Here is a 21,097-nt window from a genome sequence, read left to right as displayed (position 1 = left end):
GAATTTTCCATGATAAAACTTATTGCGATTGTGGGGACTAACTCCAAACGTTCTACAAACCGTCAACTGCTTCAATACATGCAAAAACATTTTGCTGATAAGGCTGAGATCGAATTGGTCGAAATTAAAGATATCCCTGTCTTTAACAAACCAGCCGACAAACAAGTTCCTGAAGCTGTCTTAGATATTGTTGCAAAAATTGAAGAAGCTGATGGGGTCATTATTGGAACTCCAGAATACGACCACTCTATTCCAGCAGTCTTGATGAGTGCACTCGCTTGGCTCTCATACGGAGTCTTCCCATTGTTGAACAAACCGGTCATGATTACTGGGGCATCATACGGTACCTTGGGATCTTCACGCGCCCAACTCCAACTTCGCCAAATCTTAAATGCTCCTGAAATTAAAGCGAATGTCTTGCCAGATGAATTCTTGCTCTCTCATTCATTGCAAGCCTTTGATCAAAATGGAGACTTGGTGGATTTAGATGTCATTCAAAAATTAGATGCGGTCTTCAATGATTTCCGTGTGTTTGTAAAAATTACAGACAAATTGCGCAACGCCCAAGAATTACTTCGCAAAGATGCTGAAGAATTTGACTGGGAAAACTTGTAAGATAGGAGACAGAAAAGAATGAAATTTGTTGGACTTGTAGGCTCAAACTACGATCAATCATATAACCGTAAACTTTTGGAATTCATTCGCCGCCAATTTAAAATCAAATTTGAATTGGAAGTTCTTGAAATCGACGAAGTTCCAATGTTTAACCAAGATGAAAAATGGGACGAAAGTTTCCAATTGCGTCTTTTATATAACAAAATCACTCGTGCAGATGGTGTTATCATTGCCACTCCAGAGCACAACCATACGATCTCTGCTGCTCTCAAGTCTGTTCTTGAATGGCTCTCTTTCGAGGTGCATCCATTTGAAAACAAACCGGTTATGATCGTCGGTGCTTCTTACTATGATCAAGGGACTTCACGTGCGCAAGTTCACCTCCGTAAGATCCTCGATGCCCCAGGTGTCAATGCTTATACCCTTCCAGGAAATGAATTCCTTCTTGGAAAAGCCAAAGAAGCTTTTGACGAAGACGGCAATATCATTAACGAGGGAACCGTCAAATTCCTTGAAACCTGCTTGGATAATTTTATGAAATACGTTGAGGTTGTATCTAAATTGAAAAAACCAAAACCAATTGAACCAGAAGACTTGGATTGTAATCATCCAATCGCTACAACTGTTACTGAAGTCGATCCTGACGATCCAGATTGGGTAGAAAAAGTAGCTGAAATCACTGGTGCCGTTTCCGGCGATACCTATGTCAAACTCGACCACGGTATCCTAACCGTTAACCAAATTGATATGTTCTTAAAGGCTATGCCATTTGAATTGACCTATGCCGATGATAACAACCAATTCCTCTACTACAACAATGCCCATCAAGATCCTGATACCATGTTTGCCAAACGCGTGCCACCTCAATCAGGAAGCCGGATGTCAACCGTTCATGGTTCCCTACCACCAGCACGTATGAAAAACGTAGAATGGGTGATTGGTACCCTTCGTAACGGTAACCAAGACTATGTTCGGACCATTGTTCCAGGTTCTCCTGAAGGCGTGATTAACACTCACAACTACCAAGCTATGTACTATGAAGATGGTTCTTACGCTGGTATCAATGAGATTGTCTTCAACTTCAAACCATGGTTGGACTGGTACCTGCAAACAACAGGTCAACGTCTAGTTGGTGGAAGCGGTCCATTTGCTCCTGCTGGTGGACACGGTAGTGCAGATGCAACTTCTGGTGCTTCTGATGCTGGAGGACATGGTGACGGAGGGCACGGAGATGCCGATGCCACTTCTGGTGCAAGCAACTAAGAAACAATAAAAAAATGAAGCTTCGTGCTTCATTTTTTTATTGTAACTCCTTGATGATCTTCTTAGCATCGTCGTTTGAAATAGCCCCTAATTGGACATGTCCAATTTTCCCATGACTGTCTATAAAGACTTCTGTAGGAATAGAGCGAACCTGATAATCTGCAAATGCAGAACCGTCTGGATTGTACAAGACCGGTACGGACTTGTAATCTTGTTGATCAAACCATTTAACGAATTCTTCTTCTGTTTTTTCACCTTGGAGTCCCGGTGCCATAATGGTCAAAATTTCAAAGTCTCTATCCGTATCCTTGACCAATTTCTCTAATTCAGGCATACTTTTCCGGCAAGGACCACACCAGGTTGCCCAAAATTTCAAATAAACCTTCTTCCCTTTGTAGTCTGAAAGTTTAACCGTATTCCCCTTCATATCCTTTAGTTCAAAGTCACTAGCGTCTTTTCCTACCAAAGCATTCTTATTCGTTGTTGTATTCATTGTTGGCTGATTGTCCATACTACTCTCACTGGATTGATTCATGGAACAAGCTGACAGCAAAGCTAAAGAGAGGACTGAGAAACAAGCGTATTTAAAACCTTTCATCATGCGTTAAACCTCCGGATTATTTTATGAAAAGATAGATGACAAACTGTTCAATTGTCCCAAAAGTAAGAGAATTCCCATCAGAATAATGATGGCTCCGCCGATTTTCTTCAGCAATAACAAATGGGGTTTGAGACGATTAAAGTAAGGTAGGACCAGACTAGATGCTAAGGCCAAGAGTAAAAACGGAAGAGCCATTCCCAAGGTATAAACAAAGAGATAAATAGCTCCCATAAGAGCATCTTGCCCATCTGATGCTGCTAAAGCAAGAACCGATCCTAATACCGGACCAATACAAGGGGTCCAACCAAAACTAAAACCAAGACCAAGTAGAAAAGCTGAAAACAATTCATTCTTCTGTTTGTTGGCTCCAAAATCCATTGTTTTTTGCTTCTCAAGGAAATGAAAGTGGAAAACTTCCATTTGATGAAGACCAAGGATAATGATAAGGGCTCCCATCAGATAACGGAACCAATTGGTGTACATGATCTTTCCAAGCAAGCCCGCTCCAAAACCAATGAGGAGGAAAATAACAGAAATACCTGCAATAAAACAAAGGGTTTTCAGCAAGCCATGCCAGCGAATTTTTTTCCCGAACAATCGGATAGCCTTTTCCTGATCACTTCCTAGTAAGATTCCAATATAAACCGGCAGCAAAGGAAAGACACAGGGAGAAAAGAAAGACAGAATACCCGCAAGAAAAACTGTCAATGAAAAAATGATTGGATTCATAGTTCACTCCGTATATTGATATGCTACATTCAGTATAGCATTGACTGACAAAAAATAAAAATTTCTGCTACGTTTTTTTTACTAAAGTTTGGATTTAGATACTAGTTTCAAAAGAAAAACTCTAAAGCATAAAACTTTAGAGTTTCTAATATACTTATTCTTCTGCCGTTTGTTTATTTGGTAATACGAGCGATAAAAGAATCCCGATAACTACTGGAACCAACCATGGAAGAGATTGAGCCGCAAATGGAAGCAAAGCAATCCCCTTTTCTACTAGTGAAATTTTAAAGGTACTTGCCAGAACACTTGCAAGAGAGACCACGCTGGCCAAGAAAATAGTCAGTTGCATCCCTGGTTTTGAAAGAGCCACAAATTTATTCACTATCACAATCAATACAATGGTAATGGTGATTGGGTAAAGAATCATCAAGACCGGCAATGAGAAAGCAATAATGGTATTCAAGCCAAGGTTGGCAATCGCAAAACCAATCAGAGTGAAGACACTTGCATAGACCTTGTAAGAAACCTTAGGGAAGGTGCTATGGAAGAATTCACTGGTAGAGACGATTAAACCAGCAGTTGTGGTAAAGCAAGTTACCGTCACCATTCCCGCTAGGAAAATCTGAGCAGTCGGACCAAAGATCGCTTTGGTCGCTTCTGATAATACATACACCCCTTTATTGCTATCAGATGCCATAACAGAAGCTGGAATAGGAAAATGATTCCCCAGATATCCTAAACCGATATACAGCACACTAAAACCAAGGGCTACAACAATTCCAACCAACCAAATAGTCTTGATGTATTCTCTCTTACTTGAAAATCCAAGTTGATTCAAGGTAGTCACTGCGATCACACTAAAGGCAACAGATGCCAAGGCATCCAAGGTATTGTAGCCCTCTAAAAATCCTTGCCCAAAGGCAGAAGCCTGATAGGCTTTGGTAGCCACCATTGGAGCGTGTCCACTGTATTTCAGAGCCCCAAGAACGACCAAGATCAAAATGAGAATCGCAAAGATCGGGGTCAATATACGACCGATCCGATCTAGAATCTTAGATGGATTCAAAGCAATCAAAAAGGCTAGTAAAAAGTAGACCAGGGTAAAAATGAAAAGTGCTAAACTGGCATTCATTCCACCTAATAAGGGGGCTGTCCCCACTTCGAAAGATACCGTCGCCGTTCTTGGAATGGCAAAGAAAGGACCAATCGAAAGATACAGCGCAACTAAGTATACAATTGCGAAAATAGGTGAAATCTTACGAGAAATCTCATCAATATAACCTTTGGGATTGAGTGTCCCGATAATCAAGGTCACAATGGCAATTCCCACTCCTGAAAGGACAAACCCAGCAATAGCTGGCCAAAATTGATTACCCGATAAAGCACCAAGAGTCGGCGGGAAAATCAGGTTTCCAGCACCAAAAAAAATACCAAACAGTAATAAACCTGTCAGGGAACCTTTTCGTAACATACAATCTCCTTAAAAAACGATAATCTTAACTTTATCAAATTCATTTGAAGAATGCAACTTATTTGTATGAACAATCCGCTATTTTTATCAGTCATTATGGTACAATGGATATAAGATTTTACGAGGGGCAAAACATGTATCTATATCTATTCTGGTTATTTCCAGCTCTTATTTTTTTATTGTTCTTTATGAGTGATCGCAGAAGGCTTTTCAATGCTTATCTCTTTTCGATAAACCTGGGGCTTCTTCTACTGATTTCTGCATTTCTACTAGTCGTTCGAACTGAGCTATGGTTTAATCAACAAATTGCAATGATTGTCTTTGTAGTGATTTCCATCCTCGTTTTTCTCAGCATTATTTTCTCATCTATCTTTCTCCTTTTTAACGGCCGTCAAATGATGGCTTTTGAAGGAAAAAGACTGGCCAACCTCCTCTCTCTGCTTTATGGACTGTTTATTATCGGAGCTTTGGCACTACATTTTCTACCCTATTTCCCAGGGAATGACATCCTCATCTATCTGACTGACTTTGCCCTGTTTTACATGACCTTTCTCTACCTCTCTTATGTATCCTATGGGACCTTTTGCAATCTCTTTCCGGTTCGCAAAGAACCAGACGCCATCATCATCCTTGGCTCAGGTTTGATCGGAGACAAGGTTCCCCCACTCTTGGCCCAGCGTCTTGAGAAGGGAAAGGCCATTTATGAGCAGTTCAACGGACGACCAAAGCTGATTGTTTCTGGTGGTCAAGGGTCAGATGAGCTGATCGCTGAGGCGGAAGCTATGGCCGGATACTTGATAGAACACGGGGTTCCAGAAGACGCCATTCTCATCGAGAATCGCTCTCGTACTACTTTTGAAAACCTGACCTTTAGCAAGTGTATCTTTGAAGAAGAGGGTCTTGGCAAGAGAGTCCTTGTGGTAACTAATTCTTTTCACGCGCTCCGTGCAGGTGTCTTTATGAGACGATTGAAAATACCTGGTCGAAGTATCGGTTCAAGAACAGCTTTTTACTATCTCCCATCCGCTTGGATTCGAGAAACCGTTGGCTTGGTTTCACTTTATTGGAAATGGCATGTTACCTTCCTAGCTCTTCTATTTCTGCCTTGGTTCTTTACACAAATCATGAAACTGATTGAGTTCTTCATTAAATATCTAAACTAAAAGAGAGTGGGACAGAAATCGGTAATTCGTTAGAATTCGATTTCGTCGTCCCACCTCCGCACAGTTGAGTAGGGCTGTAAAAGCTGATGAAATCAGCGTAGTAGAGCCCACTCAACCACTGCGTCTTGCTCGACATTCCAAAAATAATTGAGAGGCTAGGATTTTTGTCCCAGCCTCCTTCTTGTCTAGTGGTCACTAAAGCGTCTATATTTAATGCGGAAATCGAAATAATTTTCTTCCTGCAGTTTACGGAAAATATCACGATAAGCCTCTTCGTCAAAGTGATCACCCCGATAGAGAATTTCAAAGCTAAGTCCTTCGTATTCTAAAAAGGCATTGGCAGTTTTAAATCCATTTCGCTTATAGAAATCCATCCGAGACTGACGTTGCTCTAGATTGTCACATTCTTCATCTAAACGTTCCACTTCAAGAATCATGGTTCTTTGGTAAAATTCTACCAATTTTTCAATGATTTCTTGACCATAACCGTGGCTACGTAGGTGGGGCATAATGGCAAAGAAGCTAACATAAAAAGCTTTCTGATTGTAGATAGAGAAAGCAAATCCGACAAATTCTTCTTCGTTATAAAAAGCAAAGAAATTGGCATCGTCATTATCCGTATAGCGTAAGTATTCTGATAAAGGAATCCGTTCCTCTTCAGGGAAAGCCTCGATATTTAACCTCTCGACCTTATCTAGATCAGGGAACGATTCAGTGATTAATTGGCTGGTTAAGCGCATAAAGCCTCCATTTCTGCACTGATTATACCAAAAAATGTAAGGGTATTCAACTAAAGACGCTTGTCCCTGTTTTGTGAAGTTGGTATAATGGCACTATGAAAAAAATTCAACGTGTGGATCTCATAGATGGCCCTATTTTACCCGCTCTTTTGAGTTTTGCCTTTCCTATTCTCTTATCCAATATTTTCCAACAAGTCTACAATATATCGGATGTTATGATTGTTGGGCGTTTTTTAGGTCAAAAATCATTGGCAGCCGTTGGGGCGACCTCTGCTATCTTTGATCTGATTGTCGGATTTGCTGTCGGTGTTGGAAATGGGATGGGCATCATTATTGCGAGAAATTATGGAGCAAAAAACGAAGACCAATTACGAAAATCAGTCGCCGCAACTGCTGTTATTGGCGGCGTCCTCAGTCTCTTCGTGATCTTCTTTGGTGCTGTGGGGCTTTATCCCCTACTCCAATTTTTAGGGACTCCATCAGCTATTGTGTCTCAATCTTATCTCTATATCTCCACCATTGTCAATGGTGTGGCTGTGACCTTTGCCTATAATCTTTGTGCTGGACTTCTTAGAGCGGTTGGCGATAGTTTAGCGGCACTCTACTTCCTGATTATCGCTGCTATTCTCAATATTCTTCTCGATCTATATTTTATTACCCAACTGCATCTCGGAGTCCAATCTGCTGGGGTTGCGACCATTATTGCGCAAAGTTTTTCCGCCCTTCTTTGTTTCTTTTATATCCGCAAAAAAGTACCTTTTCTCCTGCCAAATCGCAACGATTTTGTTTGGGATCAAAGGCTCTATCAGGACTTAATCAGTCAGGGATTTACCATGGGGCTCATGTCTTCTATTGTCTCTATCGGAACAGTCATCTTACAATCAGCTATCAATAAGCTTGGAATGACCATCATTAGTGCTCAAATCTCAGCTCGGCGAATCATGTCCTTTGCCCTTCTGCCAATGGCTGCTATTTCCACTAGTATGACGACCTTTACCTCGCAAAACTTTGGTGCCAAACAATTCCGACGCATTCAAAAAGGCGTTAAACAAGCTTGTCTCCTCTCCTTCGTTTGGTCGATCATTGTTGCCATCCTCCTCTTCTTTACAAGCCCCTTCTTGACAAGCCTCATATCTGGATCAACCAATCCCAACTTGATCGCAAATGCCAGTCTCTATCTGCAAATCAGCTCCTGCTTCTATCCGGTCTTAGGATGCCTCTTGATTTTAGGGAATTCCCTCCAAGGTATCGGCCGAAAATTGACCCCTTTGATTTCTAGCTTTATCGAGTTAACAGGAAAAATTCTCTTTGTATTTTTCATTATCCCTCATACAGGCTATATAGGAGTCATTCTTTGCGAGCCTCTCATTTGGGTTCCAATGACCCTTCAACTTTGGTTTACCTACCACAAAGCCAGTCATCAGCTTCTTGCATCATAACATTCGACGAGTACATAATAAAATAACTTCTGCTCTTTTGAACAGAAGTTATTTTTTGTCATCAGGCGTCTATTAGAACAAGCCGATCGCTGTACCATCAGCAGCCACATCCATATTTAAAGCAGCTGGACGTTTTGGTAGCCCAGGCATGGTCATGACATCCCCAGTCAAAGCGACAATAAAGCCTGCTCCCAATTTTGGAACCACTTCACGGATAGTGATTTCAAAGTTTTCAGGAGCTCCCAAGGCATTTGGATTATCAGAGAAGCTATATTGTGTTTTGGCCATACAGATTGGCAACTTATCCCAACCATTTTTCACGATTTGGGCAATTTGTGTCTTAGCTTTCTTCTCAAAATTCACCTTCGTACCGCGGTAAATTTCTGTAACAATCTTTTCAATTTTTTCTTCAACAGAAAGATTGTTATCATACAAGCGTGTGTAGTTAGCTGGACTTGTTTCGATGGTTTTAACCAAGGTTTCAGCAAGTTCAACTCCACCGTCAGCACCATTCGCCCATACACTCGCAAGCTCAACTGGCACCTCAATTTCAGCACACAATTCTTTCAAAGCAGCAATTTCTGCTTCTGTATCAGTGATAAATTCATTGATGGCAACCACTGCAGGAATGCCAAACTTACGGATATTTTCAACGTGACGTTTCAAGTTGGCAAAACCAGCACGAACAGCCTCTACATTTTCTTCAGTCAAAGCATCCTTGGTCACTCCACCGTTCATCTTAAGGGCACGGAGTGTCGCTACGATTACGACTGCATCTGGTGATGTAGGTAAGTTTGGAGTCTTAATATCCAGGAATTTTTCAGCGCCAAGGTCAGCACCAAAACCTGCTTCTGTAATTGTATAGTCCGCTAAATGAAGAGCTGTCGTCGTTGCTAATACAGAATTACATCCATGGGCAATATTGGCAAACGGACCACCGTGAACAAAGGCAGGAGTTCCATAGATGGTTTGAACCAAGTTTGGCTTAATCGCATCTTTAAGGATCAAGGCAAGAGCCCCTTCCACTTCCAAATCACGGACATAAACTGGACTGCGATCATAGCGGTAACCGATCACAATATTAGCCAAACGTCCTTTCAAATCTTCAATATCTGTCGCCAAGCAAAGGATGGCCATAATCTCAGAAGCAACTGTAATATCATAACCGTCTTCACGCGGAATCCCATTCAAAGGACCGCCAAGACCTACACTGACATGGCGCAAAGCACGGTCGTTCAAATCCACTACACGCTTCCAGATAATGCGACGTTGGTCAATACCGAGCTCATTTCCTTGATGCAAATGATTGTCAATCAAAGCTGAGAGAGCATTATTAGCCGTTGTGATGGCATGCATATCCCCTGTGAAATGAAGGTTGATGTCTTCCATCGGTAACACTTGAGCATAACCACCTCCAGCAGCACCACCTTTAATCCCCATAACCGGTCCTAAAGAAGGTTCGCGAATGGCAATCATGGTTTTTTTACCGATTTTATTCAAAGCATCTGCCAGTCCAATTGTAATGGTTGATTTCCCTTCTCCAGCAGGAGTTGGGTTGATCGCAGTGACTAAAATGAGTTTTCCTACTGGATTTTTCTCAACATCACGAATCTTATCAAAGCTCAATTTCGCCTTGTATTTTCCATACAATTCAAGATCATCGTCTACCAAACCAATCTTCTTAACAACGTCCACAATCGGTTGGAGTTCAATGCTTTGAGCAATTTCGATATCTGTTTTCATAAGGGACTCCTTTATATTTGATAGATCTATTATACCTAAAATTCGCGAAAATAACATGGTTTTTCCATGTTTTGAATCCAACGTTCGCTTTTTATGTATATTTTATGGCTTGTCATAGCCTATTTGAATAGCTTCAGAACTTTACTTACGTATCTTTTTTGTGTAAAATAAGCATATGCATATTTTAATTACATCAGGCGGGACGAGTGAAGCCATTGATAGCGTTCGTTCAATCACCAACCATTCCACTGGGAGCCTAGGGAAAATCCTTACAGAAGCAGCTCTTGCAAAGGGACATCAGGTAACCTTGATCACAACGCCTACCGCGCTTAAACCCGATCCTCACCCACACCTTCGTCTCCTATTGATCCAGAATGTCGAAGAACTAGTCGCACAAATGAAAGCGGAAGTCCCTCATCATCAGGTTTTGATTCACGCTATGGCTGTTTCAGACTACACACCTGTTTACATGACAGGCCTTGAGGAAGTTGAGAAGGCTCAAGACCTTCATAGCTTTATCCATCGCGAAAATCAGGAAGCTAAAATCTCTTCCAAAGAAGAATACCAAGTGCTCTTTCTAAAGAAAAATCCCAAGATTATCTCGCTCGTCAAAGAATGGAACCCTGCTATTCAACTGATCGGCTTTAAGCTATTAGTCGATGTTTCTTCTGAAGAGTTGATCCAGGTAGCGCGTGAAAGCCTCGTTAAAAATCATGCCATCATGATCGTTGCCAATGATCTGACCAAGATTCAGAACGGTCAGCATCAAGCCTATCTAGTGACAGACGATCAGGTCCTAGAAGCTTCTACGAAAACAGAAATCGCAGAGGCTATCCTACATTATATCAAATAAAAAGGAACATATGACACACATTACTTTAGCGGTTACCGGTAGTATTTCCGCCTATAAAGCTGCTGATATTACCAGCCAACTAACCAAATTGGGCTTTGAAGTGAAGGTCCTCATGACCCCTTCAGCCAGAAAATTCATCACCCCTTTAACCTTGCAAGTTCTTTCAAAAAACCAAGTAGGGCTAGATGTTATGATGGAAGACGATCCACAGCGGATCGAGCACATCGACATTGGGAAAGAAACTGACCTCTTTCTTGTCGCGCCAGCCAGTGCCAATACCATTGCTAAATTGGCTATGGGACTTGCAGATAATATGGTCACTAGCACAGCTCTAGCCTTGCCTCAGACCTCAAAAAAATTACTGGCCCCTGCTATGAATACAAAAATGCTAGATCATCCTGCTACCCAACGAAATCTGGAGATTTTAAAAGATTTTGGTTATCAGATAATTCAACCTCGTGAGGCCACTCTCGCTTGTGGAGATCAAGGTTCTGGAGCTCTAGCCACTGTTGACACTATCATCCAAGCTGTTAAGGAGAATTGTTTATGAGAAAATCAGCCTCTATTTCACGAATTGCCATCTTTTTTGCCGTGATGATCACCATTCACTTTGTGACGTCCTTCATTTTGCAATTTGTTCCATCAGGAATTCAACCAACCTTGGTTCATATTCCTGTCGTGATCGCTTCTATCATCTACGGACCTCGAACTGGAGCAATTCTAGGACTCCTCATGGGACTCTTTAGCCTCACCATGAATACCCTGGTTATAACACCAGCCAGCTATCTCTTTAGTCCCTTTGTCCCTCACGGGAATCTTTACTCCCTTATCATTGCCATAGTCCCTCGGATTCTCATCGGGGTAACCCCTTACTTCGTCTATCGCTGGATTCGCAATCGTACAGGACTTATGATCGCTGGAATTGTCGGTTCTATGACCAATACTGTTTTCGTTTTAAGCGGGATTTACTTCTTCTTTGGTAACAGTTTTGGAGGGGGAATTCAAAATTTCCTTGGCTTGATTGTCTCTACTAACTCACTCATCGAAGTCATTGCGACAGTACTCATTACTAGTGCAGTTGTTCCATCACTTGAAAAATTAAAATAACCTTTCAAGCCAAGACCAATTTATCTTGGCTTTTTTTGATGGTGAATTAGCTCTATTTTTTTGAAAAGATTTACAATTATCGCTAGAATTTTCTGAAAAAATTTGCTATAATGTAAGCGATTAAATTATAAGCAAAAAGGAGACGCTTGCATGACCTATCAAGAAAACTACCAAAAATGGCTCGACTTTGCTGAATTACCAGCTTACCTTCGTGATGAGTTGGTCGCAATGGATGAAAAAACAAAAGAAGATGCCTTCTATACCAACCTTGAATTCGGTACAGCTGGTATGCGTGGCTTAATCGGTGCTGGTACTAACCGTATTAATATCTATGTTGTTCGCCAAGCAACTGAAGGGTTGGCCCAATTGATCGACTCAAAAGGTGAGGAAGCGAAGAAACGCGGTGTTGCGATCGCCTACGACAGCCGTCACTTCTCTCCTGAGTTTGCTTTTGAATCTGCTCAAGTTTTGGCTGCTCACGGTATCAAATCTTATGTATTTGAAAGCCTACGTCCAACACCGGAATTGTCATTTGCCGTTCGTCACCTCCACACATTTGCTGGGATCATGGTAACAGCTAGCCATAACCCTGCTCCATTTAATGGATACAAGGTATATGGTGAAGACGGTGGACAAATGCCACCTGCAGATGCGGATGCATTGACAGATTACATCCGTGCGATCGAAAATCCATTCACTGTTCAATTGGCTGATCTTGAAGAAAGCAAAGCTAACGGCTTGATTGAAGTTATCGGTGAAAACGTCGACGCTGAATATTTGAAAGAAGTGAAAGGCGTTAACATCAACCAAGACTTGATCAATGAATACGGTCGCGACATGAAGATTGTCTACACTCCTCTTCATGGTACAGGTGAAATGTTGGCTCGTCGTGCTCTTGCACAAGCTGGATTTGAAGCAGTTCAAGTTGTTGAAGCTCAAGCTGTTCCAGATGCAGACTTCTCAACTGTTAAATCTCCAAACCCTGAAAACCAAGCTGCTTTTGCTCTTGCTGAAGAACTTGGCCGCAAAGTAGACGCTGATGTATTGGTTGCAACTGACCCAGATGCAGACCGCCTTGGTGTTGAAATCCGCCAACCAGACGGTTCTTACCTCAACCTTTCTGGTAACCAAATCGGAGCGATCATTGCTAAATATATTCTTGAAGCTCACAAAACAGCTGGTACTCTTCCTGCCAATGCTGCTCTTTGTAAATCAATCGTATCCACTGAGTTGGTGACCAAGATTGCAAAAAGCTACGGCGCAACCATGTTTAACGTCTTGACTGGTTTCAAATTTATCGGTGAAAAAATCCATGAATTTGAAACCCAACACAACCACACTTACATGCTTGGTTTTGAAGAAAGCTTCGGTTACCTCATCAAACCATTCGTACGTGACAAAGACGCTATCCAAGCCGTTCTTATCGTTGCTGAAATCGCAGCATACTACCGCTCACGTGGTATGACTTTGGCAGATGGTATCGAAGAAATCTATAAACAATATGGTTACTTCGCAGAAAAGACTATCTCTGTTACCCTTTCAGGTGTGGATGGAGCTGCTGAAATCAAGAAAATCATGGATAAATTCCGCGGTAACGCTCCTAAACAATTCAACAACACAGACATTGCTAAGACAGAAGACTTCCTGGAACAAACAGCTACTACTGCTGACGGCGTTGAAAAATTAACAACTCCTCCAAGTAACGTATTGAAATACATCTTGGCTGATGATTCATGGTTTGCCGTTCGTCCTTCAGGTACCGAACCAAAAATCAAGTTCTACATTGCTACTGTTGGTGAATCTGAAGCAGATGCTAAAGAAAAAATTGCGAATATCGAAGCAGAAATCAATGCTTTTGTAGGCTAAAACATGAAAAGCTCCTCAACGGAGCTTTTCTCTTTCGTAGCAAATACCAGCGATTTTTTAGAAAATATGGCATACTAGATTTAGAAGAAAGCGAGGTAATCTCATGGAACAATTTTTAGAAGATATTAAAGATCTTGAAGTAACCACTGTTGCGCGTGCGCAAGAAGCCATCGACCAAAAAGAAACAGCGACCTTCTTTATTGGACGCAAAACTTGTCCTTACTGTCGTAAATTCGCTGCTAAATTAGCAACTGTCGTAGCTGAAACAAAAGCTCATATCTACTTCATTAATAGTGAAGAACCAAGTCAACTTGATGCTTTACAAGCCTTCCGCTCAACTTACGGTATTCAAACTGTCCCTGGATTTTTGCATGTCGAATCTGGTGAAGTCACTGTTCGTTGCGACTCTTCCATGTCAGAAGAAGAAATCAAAGCCTTTGCTCATTTATAAGAAAAAATAGCTAGAGATGATTCTCTAGCTATTTTTCGTTTTCAATAAAAATTGTCAAAATCTTTTAATCAAACTATTTTAATAAATCTTCTTTTCTTTTAAGAAAAATATTGGAAATTCATGCTCCTCTAACCTATCATCAAGATTAAAATGTTTTGTATACCATTTTCTATATCTTTTAGAAAGTAATTCTAATATAGCGATTAGCACAAATAACAGGATGAAGATGATACAAAAATAGATTTTATTTTCGTTATTGAACTCTGTTATATTAAAATGTATTATAAAATAAAAATATATAAAGGTACAGATGGGTAATAAATTTAAATAAAGCAAATAACTGAGTAGGAATAGAAATTGGTGCTTCTTTGATCTTTTCATGTAATGCATTTTATATGATCTTGTTATTTTATTAAATAAAGGAAATCTCCCTCTGCCAAATCTATTATATTTTGGTGAGGCGTGGTAACCACACCAGTGAAGGATTTTAAAATTTAACTCACGAATCAGGAAAAATAAATTGTAACAAATAAAGCAACAAATTAAGATAGAACTGATTTTTGTATGATTAGAATACAATACGCGAATATAAGCAAAATATGCAAAAGCCAAAAAATAATTGAAACAAGCTAATATAAAATAGAGAATACAAGCAAATATACTACGAGTTCCTATAAAATTTTTATCTGAATAATCTGGTCTATACTCCATATAAGTTACATAATCCTATTCTTTCTTCATAAACTTATGCTCTAAATTGAGATGAACCTTTATTTATTAAAGGCTTCCCAAATCTTTTGCTGGGGTTTGGCAAAAGGATAGGCCGAAAATTCTTCTGGTAGCAACCAAACAGTCGATTCACTTGTTGATTGCTCTCCTTCTTTTACCAAGCCGTATCGAAGTTGAACCTGCCACTTGCGATGCGAAAAAACATGCTGAACGATAGGATAAGACCTATCCTGCCAATCAATGACCAAATCATAGTCCTGCTCAAAGGAGAGAATTTCTGGGTTGTCTACTAAATGACCCTGCCCATCCAGTAGTGACAATTGGCCTAGGTTCTCAGATAGGCTATCCACTTCGATCAAAGGGAAATGCCAAAAACCTGACAAAAGCCCTTCTCGCTCATTTTTCTCCAGCAAATAGCGCCCTTGGCTATCCTTGATAATAAAGGCTGTTAGATGGACAGGTACCGGTTTCTTCTTAGGAGCCTTAATGGGATAACGATCCATGGTTCCATGTTGATAAGCCGCGCTAAACTCTTTTACAGGACTCTCTTCCGGCCGTGGATTGATTGGAGATTCAATATCTGAGCCCAAATCCATCAAAGCCTGGTTGAAGTCACCAGGACGGTCTGGATCAATCAAAAACTCCATCATGGCTTGAAAAATCTTGCGATTGGTCGAGACTCCAATATCGTAGTCCACCTCAAACAAGCGGGCTAGAACACGCATGACATTCCCATCCACTGCTGGCTCTGGCAAGCCAAAAGCAATACTCGCAATGGCACCAGCTGTATAAGGCCCAATTCCCTTCAGTTTAGATATTTTCTCATAACTTGATGGAAACACACCCCCATGGTCCTCCATGATTTGCTGTGCGGCTTTCTGCATGTTGCGGACCCTTGAGTAATAGCCCAATCCCTCCCAGGCTTTCAAGAGCTTTTCTTCTTGCGCATTGGCCAGATCCTCGATAGTCGGAAACCAGTCAAGAAAGCGCTCATAATAGGGAATCACCGTATCGACACGTGTCTGTTGGAGCATAATCTCTGAGATCCAAATTTTATAAGGATCCTGGGTCCTTCTCCAGGGGAGATCCCGCTTATGGGCATCATACCAGGCTAATAACTTTTCTCGGAAGGAAGCAATTTTTTCCTCCTCCCACATGATAATCCCGTAATCTTTTAAATCTAACATATTCCTAGTATACCATAGAACGGCTTAGAGTTTAGAAATTCTGATTTTATAAAGAAAAAGGCTCAAGATCATCCTGAGCCTTTCAATCATTCTTATTGTTCTACTGCTTGTGCCGCTGTAATCAAGGTTAATTTATAGACGTCATCTGCATTACATCCACGAGAGAGGTCATTGACTGGTTTGTTCAACCCTTGCAATACTGGACCTACCGCTGCAAAGCCTCCGAGACGTTCAGCCATCTTGTATCCAATGTTTCCTGCTTCAATACCAGGGAAGATAAAGACATTAGCTTGACCTGCCACCTTGCTTCCTGGAGCCTTCAAGGCTGCAGTTGCTGGGACAAAGGCTGCATCAAATTGCAATTCCCCGTCAATTTCAAGATCTGGACGAAGTTCATGGGCAAGCTTAGTCGCTTCGACAACCTTATCAACACTTTCACCGAAACCAGATCCTTTTGTTGAATAGCTCAACATAGCAATTTTTGGATCAATACCAAACATCTTGGCAGTGATAGCTGAATTGATGGCAATTTCGGCTAATCCTTCAGCATCTGGATTGATGTTGATGGCACAGTCCCCAAACAAGTAGCGTTCAGATCCACGAACCATAAGGAAAGCCCCTGAAGTACGTTTTACATTTGGACGAGTTTTGATAATTTGCAAGGCCGGACGAACAGTTGCGGCTGTTGAGTGAATCGCACCAGATACCATCCCATCAACAATTCCCATGTGTACCAACATGACACCAAAATAGTTAACATCGTCTTTCAAGACTTGACGCGCTTCTTCTTCTGTCATTTTGCCCTTACGACGTTCTACCAAGGAAGCTACCATTTCTTCAAAACCTGGATAAGAATGAGGATCGATGACTTCATATCCATCCAAAACCCCTTCGATTTCAAGATAAATCCGAATTTTATCCGGATTACCAAGCAATACAGGGGTTACTTCTGTCTCGTTCACAATGCGTTTTGTCGCTTGGAGGATACGAGGTTCTTCACCTTCTGGTAATACAATACGTGCATTCTTACCAACGAGGTTGGCTTTGAGATTTTCGAAAACTTCCATTAGTTTTACTCCTTTTAATAATTAATAACTTGTTTGAAGCTGTGTTAATACAGCTTGGAAATCTGGAGGTAGTGGACTTTCTATGACCAACTCTTCCTCTAGAAATGGATGATAATAGGATAGACGATGACAATGAAGGGCTTGGCGCTCAATGCCGTCTTCTAAACTTCCGCCATAGAGATCATCTCCCAAAAGCGGAAAACCAATATGGGAAAAATGAACGCGGATCTGATGGGTTCGACCTGTGTGTAACTGAATATCCACTAGGTGAATATCACCAAAAGATTGAACAACCTGGTAGCTAGTATGGGCATACTTGCCACCTTTAGCTACCTTGCGGGTGATAATTGAATCTTCATCACGCGCAATCGGAGCAATAATCTCTCCGACAGGATCAAGCTTCCCAGATCCCTTGACCAAGGCGTAATAGCGTTTCAGAATCGTTTTAGATTGCAATTGCTTATCCAAGCGGGCATGGGCATAGCCATGTTTGGCAAAGAGCATAACGCCACTTGTATCCTTGTCCAGACGAGTGACAATGTGGACCTGCTGATTCTCGTAGCCTTGTTTCACATAATAGCCTTTTACAAAATTTGCTAAGGTATTGGAATGAATCGCACTTGGAATAGAAGCAATCCCAAAGGGTTTGTTTAAGACCAAAAAATGATCATCTTCAAACAAAATATCCAAAGGCCGATCCATGGGTTTTAGGGTTTCAAACCCTTCTTCTGCTGGAATATCAATGACCAAGCGATCTCCAATATCCAACAAATAAATCGCATTCTCCGGACGTCCATTGACAAGGATCTGGCCACCACGAAACTTAATCTTTGCTAAGAGCCCCTTAGAAACCTCGTGCTTTTTCAGGAAGGTCTTAACCTTGACATGCTCATCGACAATGAATTCAAATCTCATTCTCTATCATCTCCGATAAAGGCATCCTTGACCCGATTCCAGAAGCTGGTGTGACTGGAGCTTGCCACAAAATTAATCTTATGGTTGTCAATCTGATATTCTACCTTTGCAATATTGCGGTAAGAATAGGTTGAATTATCAACAGAAATAATGTGGAATCCAGGTCTCGTCGGTGTAATCTCGATCTTATCCTTTTTAGGGACAATGACAGAAGAACCCAAGGTACGATAGACACGATTGTTGAGACTGGCGATCTCAGCAATCTGCAGTGCCTCAATAGTTGGGTGAAGAACTGCTCCTCCCAAGGATTTGTTGTAAGCCGTACTTCCTGTCGGAGTCGAAACAGTAATGCCGTCTCCTCTGAAGCGCTCAAAATCCACTCCATTAATCGTAAGATCGGCAACCATGGTCCGGTCGCTTCTCTTAATCGTTGCTTCGTTCAAAGCTCTCATGGTACGGGTTTCCCCATTTTCGAAAGTAATCTTGACATTCAAAATAGGGTAAGAAACCTTAGCGCCTGTATCATATTTTAAGTTCTCAACCAGCTTATCGATTTCACTGTCTAAGTAATCCGTATAGAATCCTAAGTGTCCGGTATGGACGCCAACAAATCGTACCCGATCCAACTGGTGTTCATACTTGTGAAAGGCCGATAGCAACATCCCATCGCCACCAATTGAAATCACAATATCCGGGTGCTTCTCCGTCAAAATAAAATTATTTTTCCGAAGCTTGTAGCGCAACTGCTGAAAAACCTCTTCGCTTTGACGCTTGCGATTGCGAATAATGGATACTTTTTTACCTGTAGTCTTCATCTGTGTCATCACTATTTCCAACGCCATCATTTAACTTACGATGAAGTGGATCAAACAGGGCTTGAGCCTCCTGAATCGCATCCCGAATTGCCCCCATCTCTTCATCCAAGAGATAGGCCAGGTTTGCTGTCGTCTCTAAGCGTTTTTTGATCTCGTCTGGAAAGTCTCCTTTATATTTATAATTGAGCGAGTGTTCAATGGTTGCCCAAAAATTCATGGACAAGGTCCGAATTTGAATCTCTGCTAAGATCGTTTCATTTCCATCAATGGTATCGACCGGATACTCAACCACGACGTGGTAACTCCGGTAGCCACTTGATTTCTTATGGCGGATGTAATCTCGCTCTTGGACCACGCGCATATCCTGGCGTTGTCTCAGAACCTCTAGGATCTCTTCGACGTCATCCACAAACTGGACCATGATGCGAAGACCAGCAATATCTTGCATATCCTGAGCCAGATTTTCTTCAGAAATATTTCTTCGGATCATCTTTTCACGGATGCTCTCAATCGGTTTGACCCGTCCTGTGACAAACTCAATTGGAGAATGCTTTTGCTGTTTACGATATTGCTTACGAATCCCACGCAGTTTGATTTTTAATTCCCCAACTGCTTGGATATATGGATCTAAGAAGTTTTCCCAATCAATTGCCATCCTACCACCTTGTAATCTGAACCATTTTTGTATACAATAAACACATCTCTTATTATATCATGAATCGCTTTCGAAAAAAAGCAAAGGACTACAAAATGAACCATTTAGAAATTGAATACAAAACCTTGCTAGACAAGGAGGAATACCAATCCCTCCTTCCACTTTTTGCTGATACAGAATTGGTTGTCCAAACCAATCACTATATCGATACCCCCGACCAGCTCATCCGTAAGGAAAAAATGGCCTTGCGGGTGCGTACTTTCACAGATCAGGCTGAATTGACTCTCAAGGTTCCTGAAGCAGTTGGCCATTTCGAGTACAATCAAAACCTCAGCCCAGAAGAAACCGACGCGATTCTTCAACACCAACAGTTTCCTGACGGAGAAATCAAAAACCTCTTAATCTCTAAAGAAATCCCTGTTGAGCAACTCGCTGTCTGGGGAAGCCTTACAACAGAACGCTTCGAAAAAGAAACAGTTGCAGGCCTAGTGGCACTAGACCACAGTCTCTATCTAGACACTGAAGATTATGAGTTGGAAATCGAGGTCGAAACTGCTGAACAGGAAGAAAATTTCCATCAGTTCATCAAAGAGCATGGAATCGTCTACAAAGCAGCAAAAAATAAAATCGCCAGATTGGCGGAAAGATTGTAAAATAGCTGAAATTATCGCAAATTTTTGCTAAAATAGTGCTAAGATCAAAAATCTAAATGAGGTTGGAATCACATGTCAGATAAAAAAAATATGAAGCTCTTCTCTCTCAATTCAAATCCAGAGATTGCGCAAAAAATCGCGGATCATGCTGGGGTTCCACTTGGGAAAATTTCATCCCGTCAATTCTCAGATGGTGAAATCCAAGTCAATATTGAGGAAAGTGTTCGTGGATATGATATTTATATCATTCAATCAACCAGTTTCCCTGTCAACAATCACTTGATGGAACTCTTAATTATGGTGGATGCTTGCCAACGGGCCAGCGCAAATACTGTCAATGTGGTCATGCCTTACTTCGGTTATGCCCGCCAAGACCGGACTGCGGCTCCTCGCGAACCAATCACAGCTAAGCTCGTCGCAAACATGTTGGTCAAAGCTGGGGTGGATCGTGTCGTCACACTGGATCTCCATGCAGTGCAAGTCCAAGGTTTCTTCGATATTGCCGTGGATAACCTCTTTACCATTCCACTCTTTGCAGAACACTACATTAATAAAGGTCTAACAGGGCCTGATGTCGTAGTCGTCAGCCCTAAAAACTCAGGTGTCAAACGCGCTCGTAGTTTAGCGGAATATCTTGATGCACCGATTGCCATCATTGATTACGAACAAGATGATGCAAACCGTGATTATGGATATATTATCGGGGATGTCAAAGATAAGAAAGCGATCTTGATTGACGATATCCTCAATACTGGTAAGACATTCTCAGAAGCTGCGAAAATCGTCGAACGCGAAGGTGCTACTGAAATTTATGCTGTTTCAAGCCATGGTTTATTTGTAAAAGGCGCTGTTGAATTATTAGACCAAGCTCCGATCAAAGAAATCTTGGTAACCGATTCTGTTGCTCCAAATGGACCAACACCAAAAAATATTAACTATCTGACAGCTAGCGAACTGATCGCTGAAGCTATTGTTCGCATTCAAGAAAGAAAACCTGTTAGTCCTCTATTTGCCTACCACAAGAAATAAGGTCTT

General features: G+C 41.4%; 21 protein-coding genes. 11 read left to right on the top strand and 10 right to left on the bottom strand.

Annotated features, from left to right (window positions below; genetic code table 11):
• Positions 1-9: 9 nt before the first annotated feature.
• Together GMC92_RS02185 and GMC92_RS02180 are read left to right on the top strand one after the other, a co-directional pair.
• Positions 10-615 carry an NADPH-dependent FMN reductase gene (locus GMC92_RS02185; protein WP_023918073.1) on the top strand — a complete coding sequence of 202 codons (606 nt, stop codon included), beginning with the start codon at positions 10-12 and terminating at the stop codon, positions 613-615.
• Between the two features lie 18 nt (positions 616-633).
• Positions 634-1,878 carry an NAD(P)H-dependent oxidoreductase gene (locus GMC92_RS02180; RefSeq protein ID WP_023918071.1) on the top strand — a complete coding sequence of 415 codons (1,245 nt, stop codon included), beginning with the start codon at positions 634-636 and terminating at the stop codon, positions 1,876-1,878.
• Positions 1,879-1,915: 37 nt separating this feature from the next.
• Here GMC92_RS02180 and GMC92_RS02175 read toward each other — a convergent pair whose 3' ends face one another.
• The 3 genes from GMC92_RS02175 to brnQ all read right to left on the bottom strand — a co-directional run bounded on the left by GMC92_RS02175 (position 1,916) and on the right by brnQ (position 4,679).
• Positions 1,916-2,476 (bottom strand): TlpA family protein disulfide reductase, encoded by a 561-nt coding sequence (locus GMC92_RS02175; protein WP_037599449.1) that lies wholly within the window; start codon positions 2,474-2,476, stop codon positions 1,916-1,918.
• Between the two features lie 24 nt (positions 2,477-2,500).
• A complete protein-coding gene (ccdA2, locus tag GMC92_RS02170; protein ID WP_023918067.1) occupies positions 2,501-3,208 on the bottom strand; it encodes a thiol-disulfide oxidoreductase-associated membrane protein CcdA2 in 708 nt (235 codons plus the stop codon).
• 154 nt (positions 3,209-3,362) lie between these two features.
• The gene (gene brnQ, locus GMC92_RS02165; RefSeq protein WP_155199575.1) at positions 3,363-4,679 is read right to left on the bottom strand and encodes a branched-chain amino acid transport system II carrier protein; all 1,317 of its coding nucleotides are present in this window, start codon (positions 4,677-4,679) and stop codon (positions 3,363-3,365) included.
• A 134-nt stretch (positions 4,680-4,813) separates the two neighbouring features.
• Here brnQ and GMC92_RS02160 point away from each other — a divergent pair, with 134 nt between their 5' ends.
• Positions 4,814-5,842, top strand: a complete 1,029-nt coding sequence (locus GMC92_RS02160) for a YdcF family protein (RefSeq protein WP_155199574.1) — start codon at positions 4,814-4,816, stop codon at positions 5,840-5,842.
• Positions 5,843-6,027: 185 nt separating this feature from the next.
• Here the strand turns inward: GMC92_RS02160 and GMC92_RS02155 are convergent, their stop codons facing one another.
• Positions 6,028-6,582, bottom strand: a complete 555-nt coding sequence (locus GMC92_RS02155) for a GNAT family N-acetyltransferase (protein ID WP_155199573.1) — start codon at positions 6,580-6,582, stop codon at positions 6,028-6,030.
• Between the two features lie 95 nt (positions 6,583-6,677).
• On the opposite strand from GMC92_RS02155, the gene GMC92_RS02150 reads away from it, so the two are divergent.
• On the top strand, positions 6,678-8,021 hold the full coding sequence (locus GMC92_RS02150) for an MATE family efflux transporter (protein WP_155199572.1): 1,344 nt from the start codon (positions 6,678-6,680) through the stop codon (positions 8,019-8,021).
• Between the two features lie 72 nt (positions 8,022-8,093).
• On the opposite strand, the gene GMC92_RS02145 is transcribed toward GMC92_RS02150, so the two are convergent.
• Positions 8,094-9,764, bottom strand: a complete 1,671-nt coding sequence (locus GMC92_RS02145; RefSeq protein ID WP_155199571.1) for a formate--tetrahydrofolate ligase — start codon at positions 9,762-9,764, stop codon at positions 8,094-8,096.
• A 175-nt stretch (positions 9,765-9,939) separates the two neighbouring features.
• On the opposite strand from GMC92_RS02145, the gene GMC92_RS02140 reads away from it, so the two are divergent.
• The 5 genes from GMC92_RS02140 to GMC92_RS02120 all read left to right on the top strand — a co-directional run bounded on the left by GMC92_RS02140 (position 9,940) and on the right by GMC92_RS02120 (position 14,041).
• Complete coding sequence (locus GMC92_RS02140) at positions 9,940-10,617, top strand: phosphopantothenate--cysteine ligase (protein ID WP_155199570.1); 678 nt, start codon at positions 9,940-9,942, stop codon at positions 10,615-10,617.
• A 10-nt stretch (positions 10,618-10,627) separates the two neighbouring features.
• Positions 10,628-11,167: a phosphopantothenoylcysteine decarboxylase gene (coaC, locus tag GMC92_RS02135; RefSeq protein ID WP_155199569.1), complete on the top strand. Its 540-nt coding sequence runs from the start codon at positions 10,628-10,630 to the stop codon at positions 11,165-11,167.
• Entirely contained in the window at positions 11,164-11,724 is a 561-nt protein-coding gene (locus GMC92_RS02130) for an ECF transporter S component (RefSeq protein WP_070586178.1), read from the top strand. Before coaC ends, GMC92_RS02130 begins: the two co-directional genes overlap by 4 nt.
• Before the next feature lie 150 nt (positions 11,725-11,874).
• Positions 11,875-13,590, top strand: coding sequence for a phospho-sugar mutase (locus tag GMC92_RS02125; RefSeq protein WP_023918051.1), 1,716 nt, complete (start codon positions 11,875-11,877; stop codon positions 13,588-13,590).
• Between the two features lie 103 nt (positions 13,591-13,693).
• On the top strand, positions 13,694-14,041 hold the full coding sequence (locus GMC92_RS02120) for a DUF6568 family protein (protein ID WP_155199568.1): 348 nt from the start codon (positions 13,694-13,696) through the stop codon (positions 14,039-14,041).
• Between the two features lie 770 nt (positions 14,042-14,811).
• On the opposite strand, the gene mutY is transcribed toward GMC92_RS02120, so the two are convergent.
• The 5 genes from mutY to yjbM form a co-directional block, all read right to left on the bottom strand.
• Complete coding sequence (gene mutY / locus GMC92_RS02110; protein ID WP_155199566.1) at positions 14,812-15,957, bottom strand: A/G-specific adenine glycosylase; 1,146 nt, start codon at positions 15,955-15,957, stop codon at positions 14,812-14,814.
• A 92-nt stretch (positions 15,958-16,049) separates the two neighbouring features.
• The gene (gene pta, locus GMC92_RS02105) at positions 16,050-17,024 is read right to left on the bottom strand and encodes a phosphate acetyltransferase (protein ID WP_021153149.1); all 975 of its coding nucleotides are present in this window, start codon (positions 17,022-17,024) and stop codon (positions 16,050-16,052) included.
• 21 nt (positions 17,025-17,045) lie between these two features.
• Positions 17,046-17,939, bottom strand: a complete 894-nt coding sequence (locus GMC92_RS02100; protein WP_155199565.1) for an RluA family pseudouridine synthase — start codon at positions 17,937-17,939, stop codon at positions 17,046-17,048.
• The gene (locus GMC92_RS02095; RefSeq protein WP_282188909.1) at positions 17,936-18,754 is read right to left on the bottom strand and encodes an NAD kinase; all 819 of its coding nucleotides are present in this window, start codon (positions 18,752-18,754) and stop codon (positions 17,936-17,938) included. Before GMC92_RS02095 ends, GMC92_RS02100 begins: the two co-directional genes overlap by 4 nt.
• Complete coding sequence (gene yjbM, locus GMC92_RS02090) at positions 18,738-19,409, bottom strand: GTP diphosphokinase (RefSeq protein WP_023918039.1); 672 nt, start codon at positions 19,407-19,409, stop codon at positions 18,738-18,740. The genes GMC92_RS02095 and yjbM overlap by 17 nt, the downstream gene beginning before the upstream one ends.
• Positions 19,410-19,504: 95 nt before the next feature.
• On the opposite strand from yjbM, the gene GMC92_RS02085 reads away from it, so the two are divergent.
• The gene (locus GMC92_RS02085; protein ID WP_155199564.1) at positions 19,505-20,062 is read left to right on the top strand and encodes a CYTH domain-containing protein; all 558 of its coding nucleotides are present in this window, start codon (positions 19,505-19,507) and stop codon (positions 20,060-20,062) included.
• A gap of 72 nt (positions 20,063-20,134) precedes the next feature.
• Positions 20,135-21,091 (top strand): ribose-phosphate diphosphokinase, encoded by a 957-nt coding sequence (locus GMC92_RS02080; protein WP_003007186.1) that lies wholly within the window; start codon positions 20,135-20,137, stop codon positions 21,089-21,091.
• Positions 21,092-21,097: the final 6 nt, after the last annotated feature.

Origin of the sequence: Streptococcus parasanguinis, assembly GCF_009717775.1 — a bacterium.
GTDB lineage: Bacteria > Bacillota > Bacilli > Lactobacillales > Streptococcaceae > Streptococcus > Streptococcus parasanguinis_AG.
This window is presented reverse-complemented; position numbering and strand designations above follow the sequence as displayed.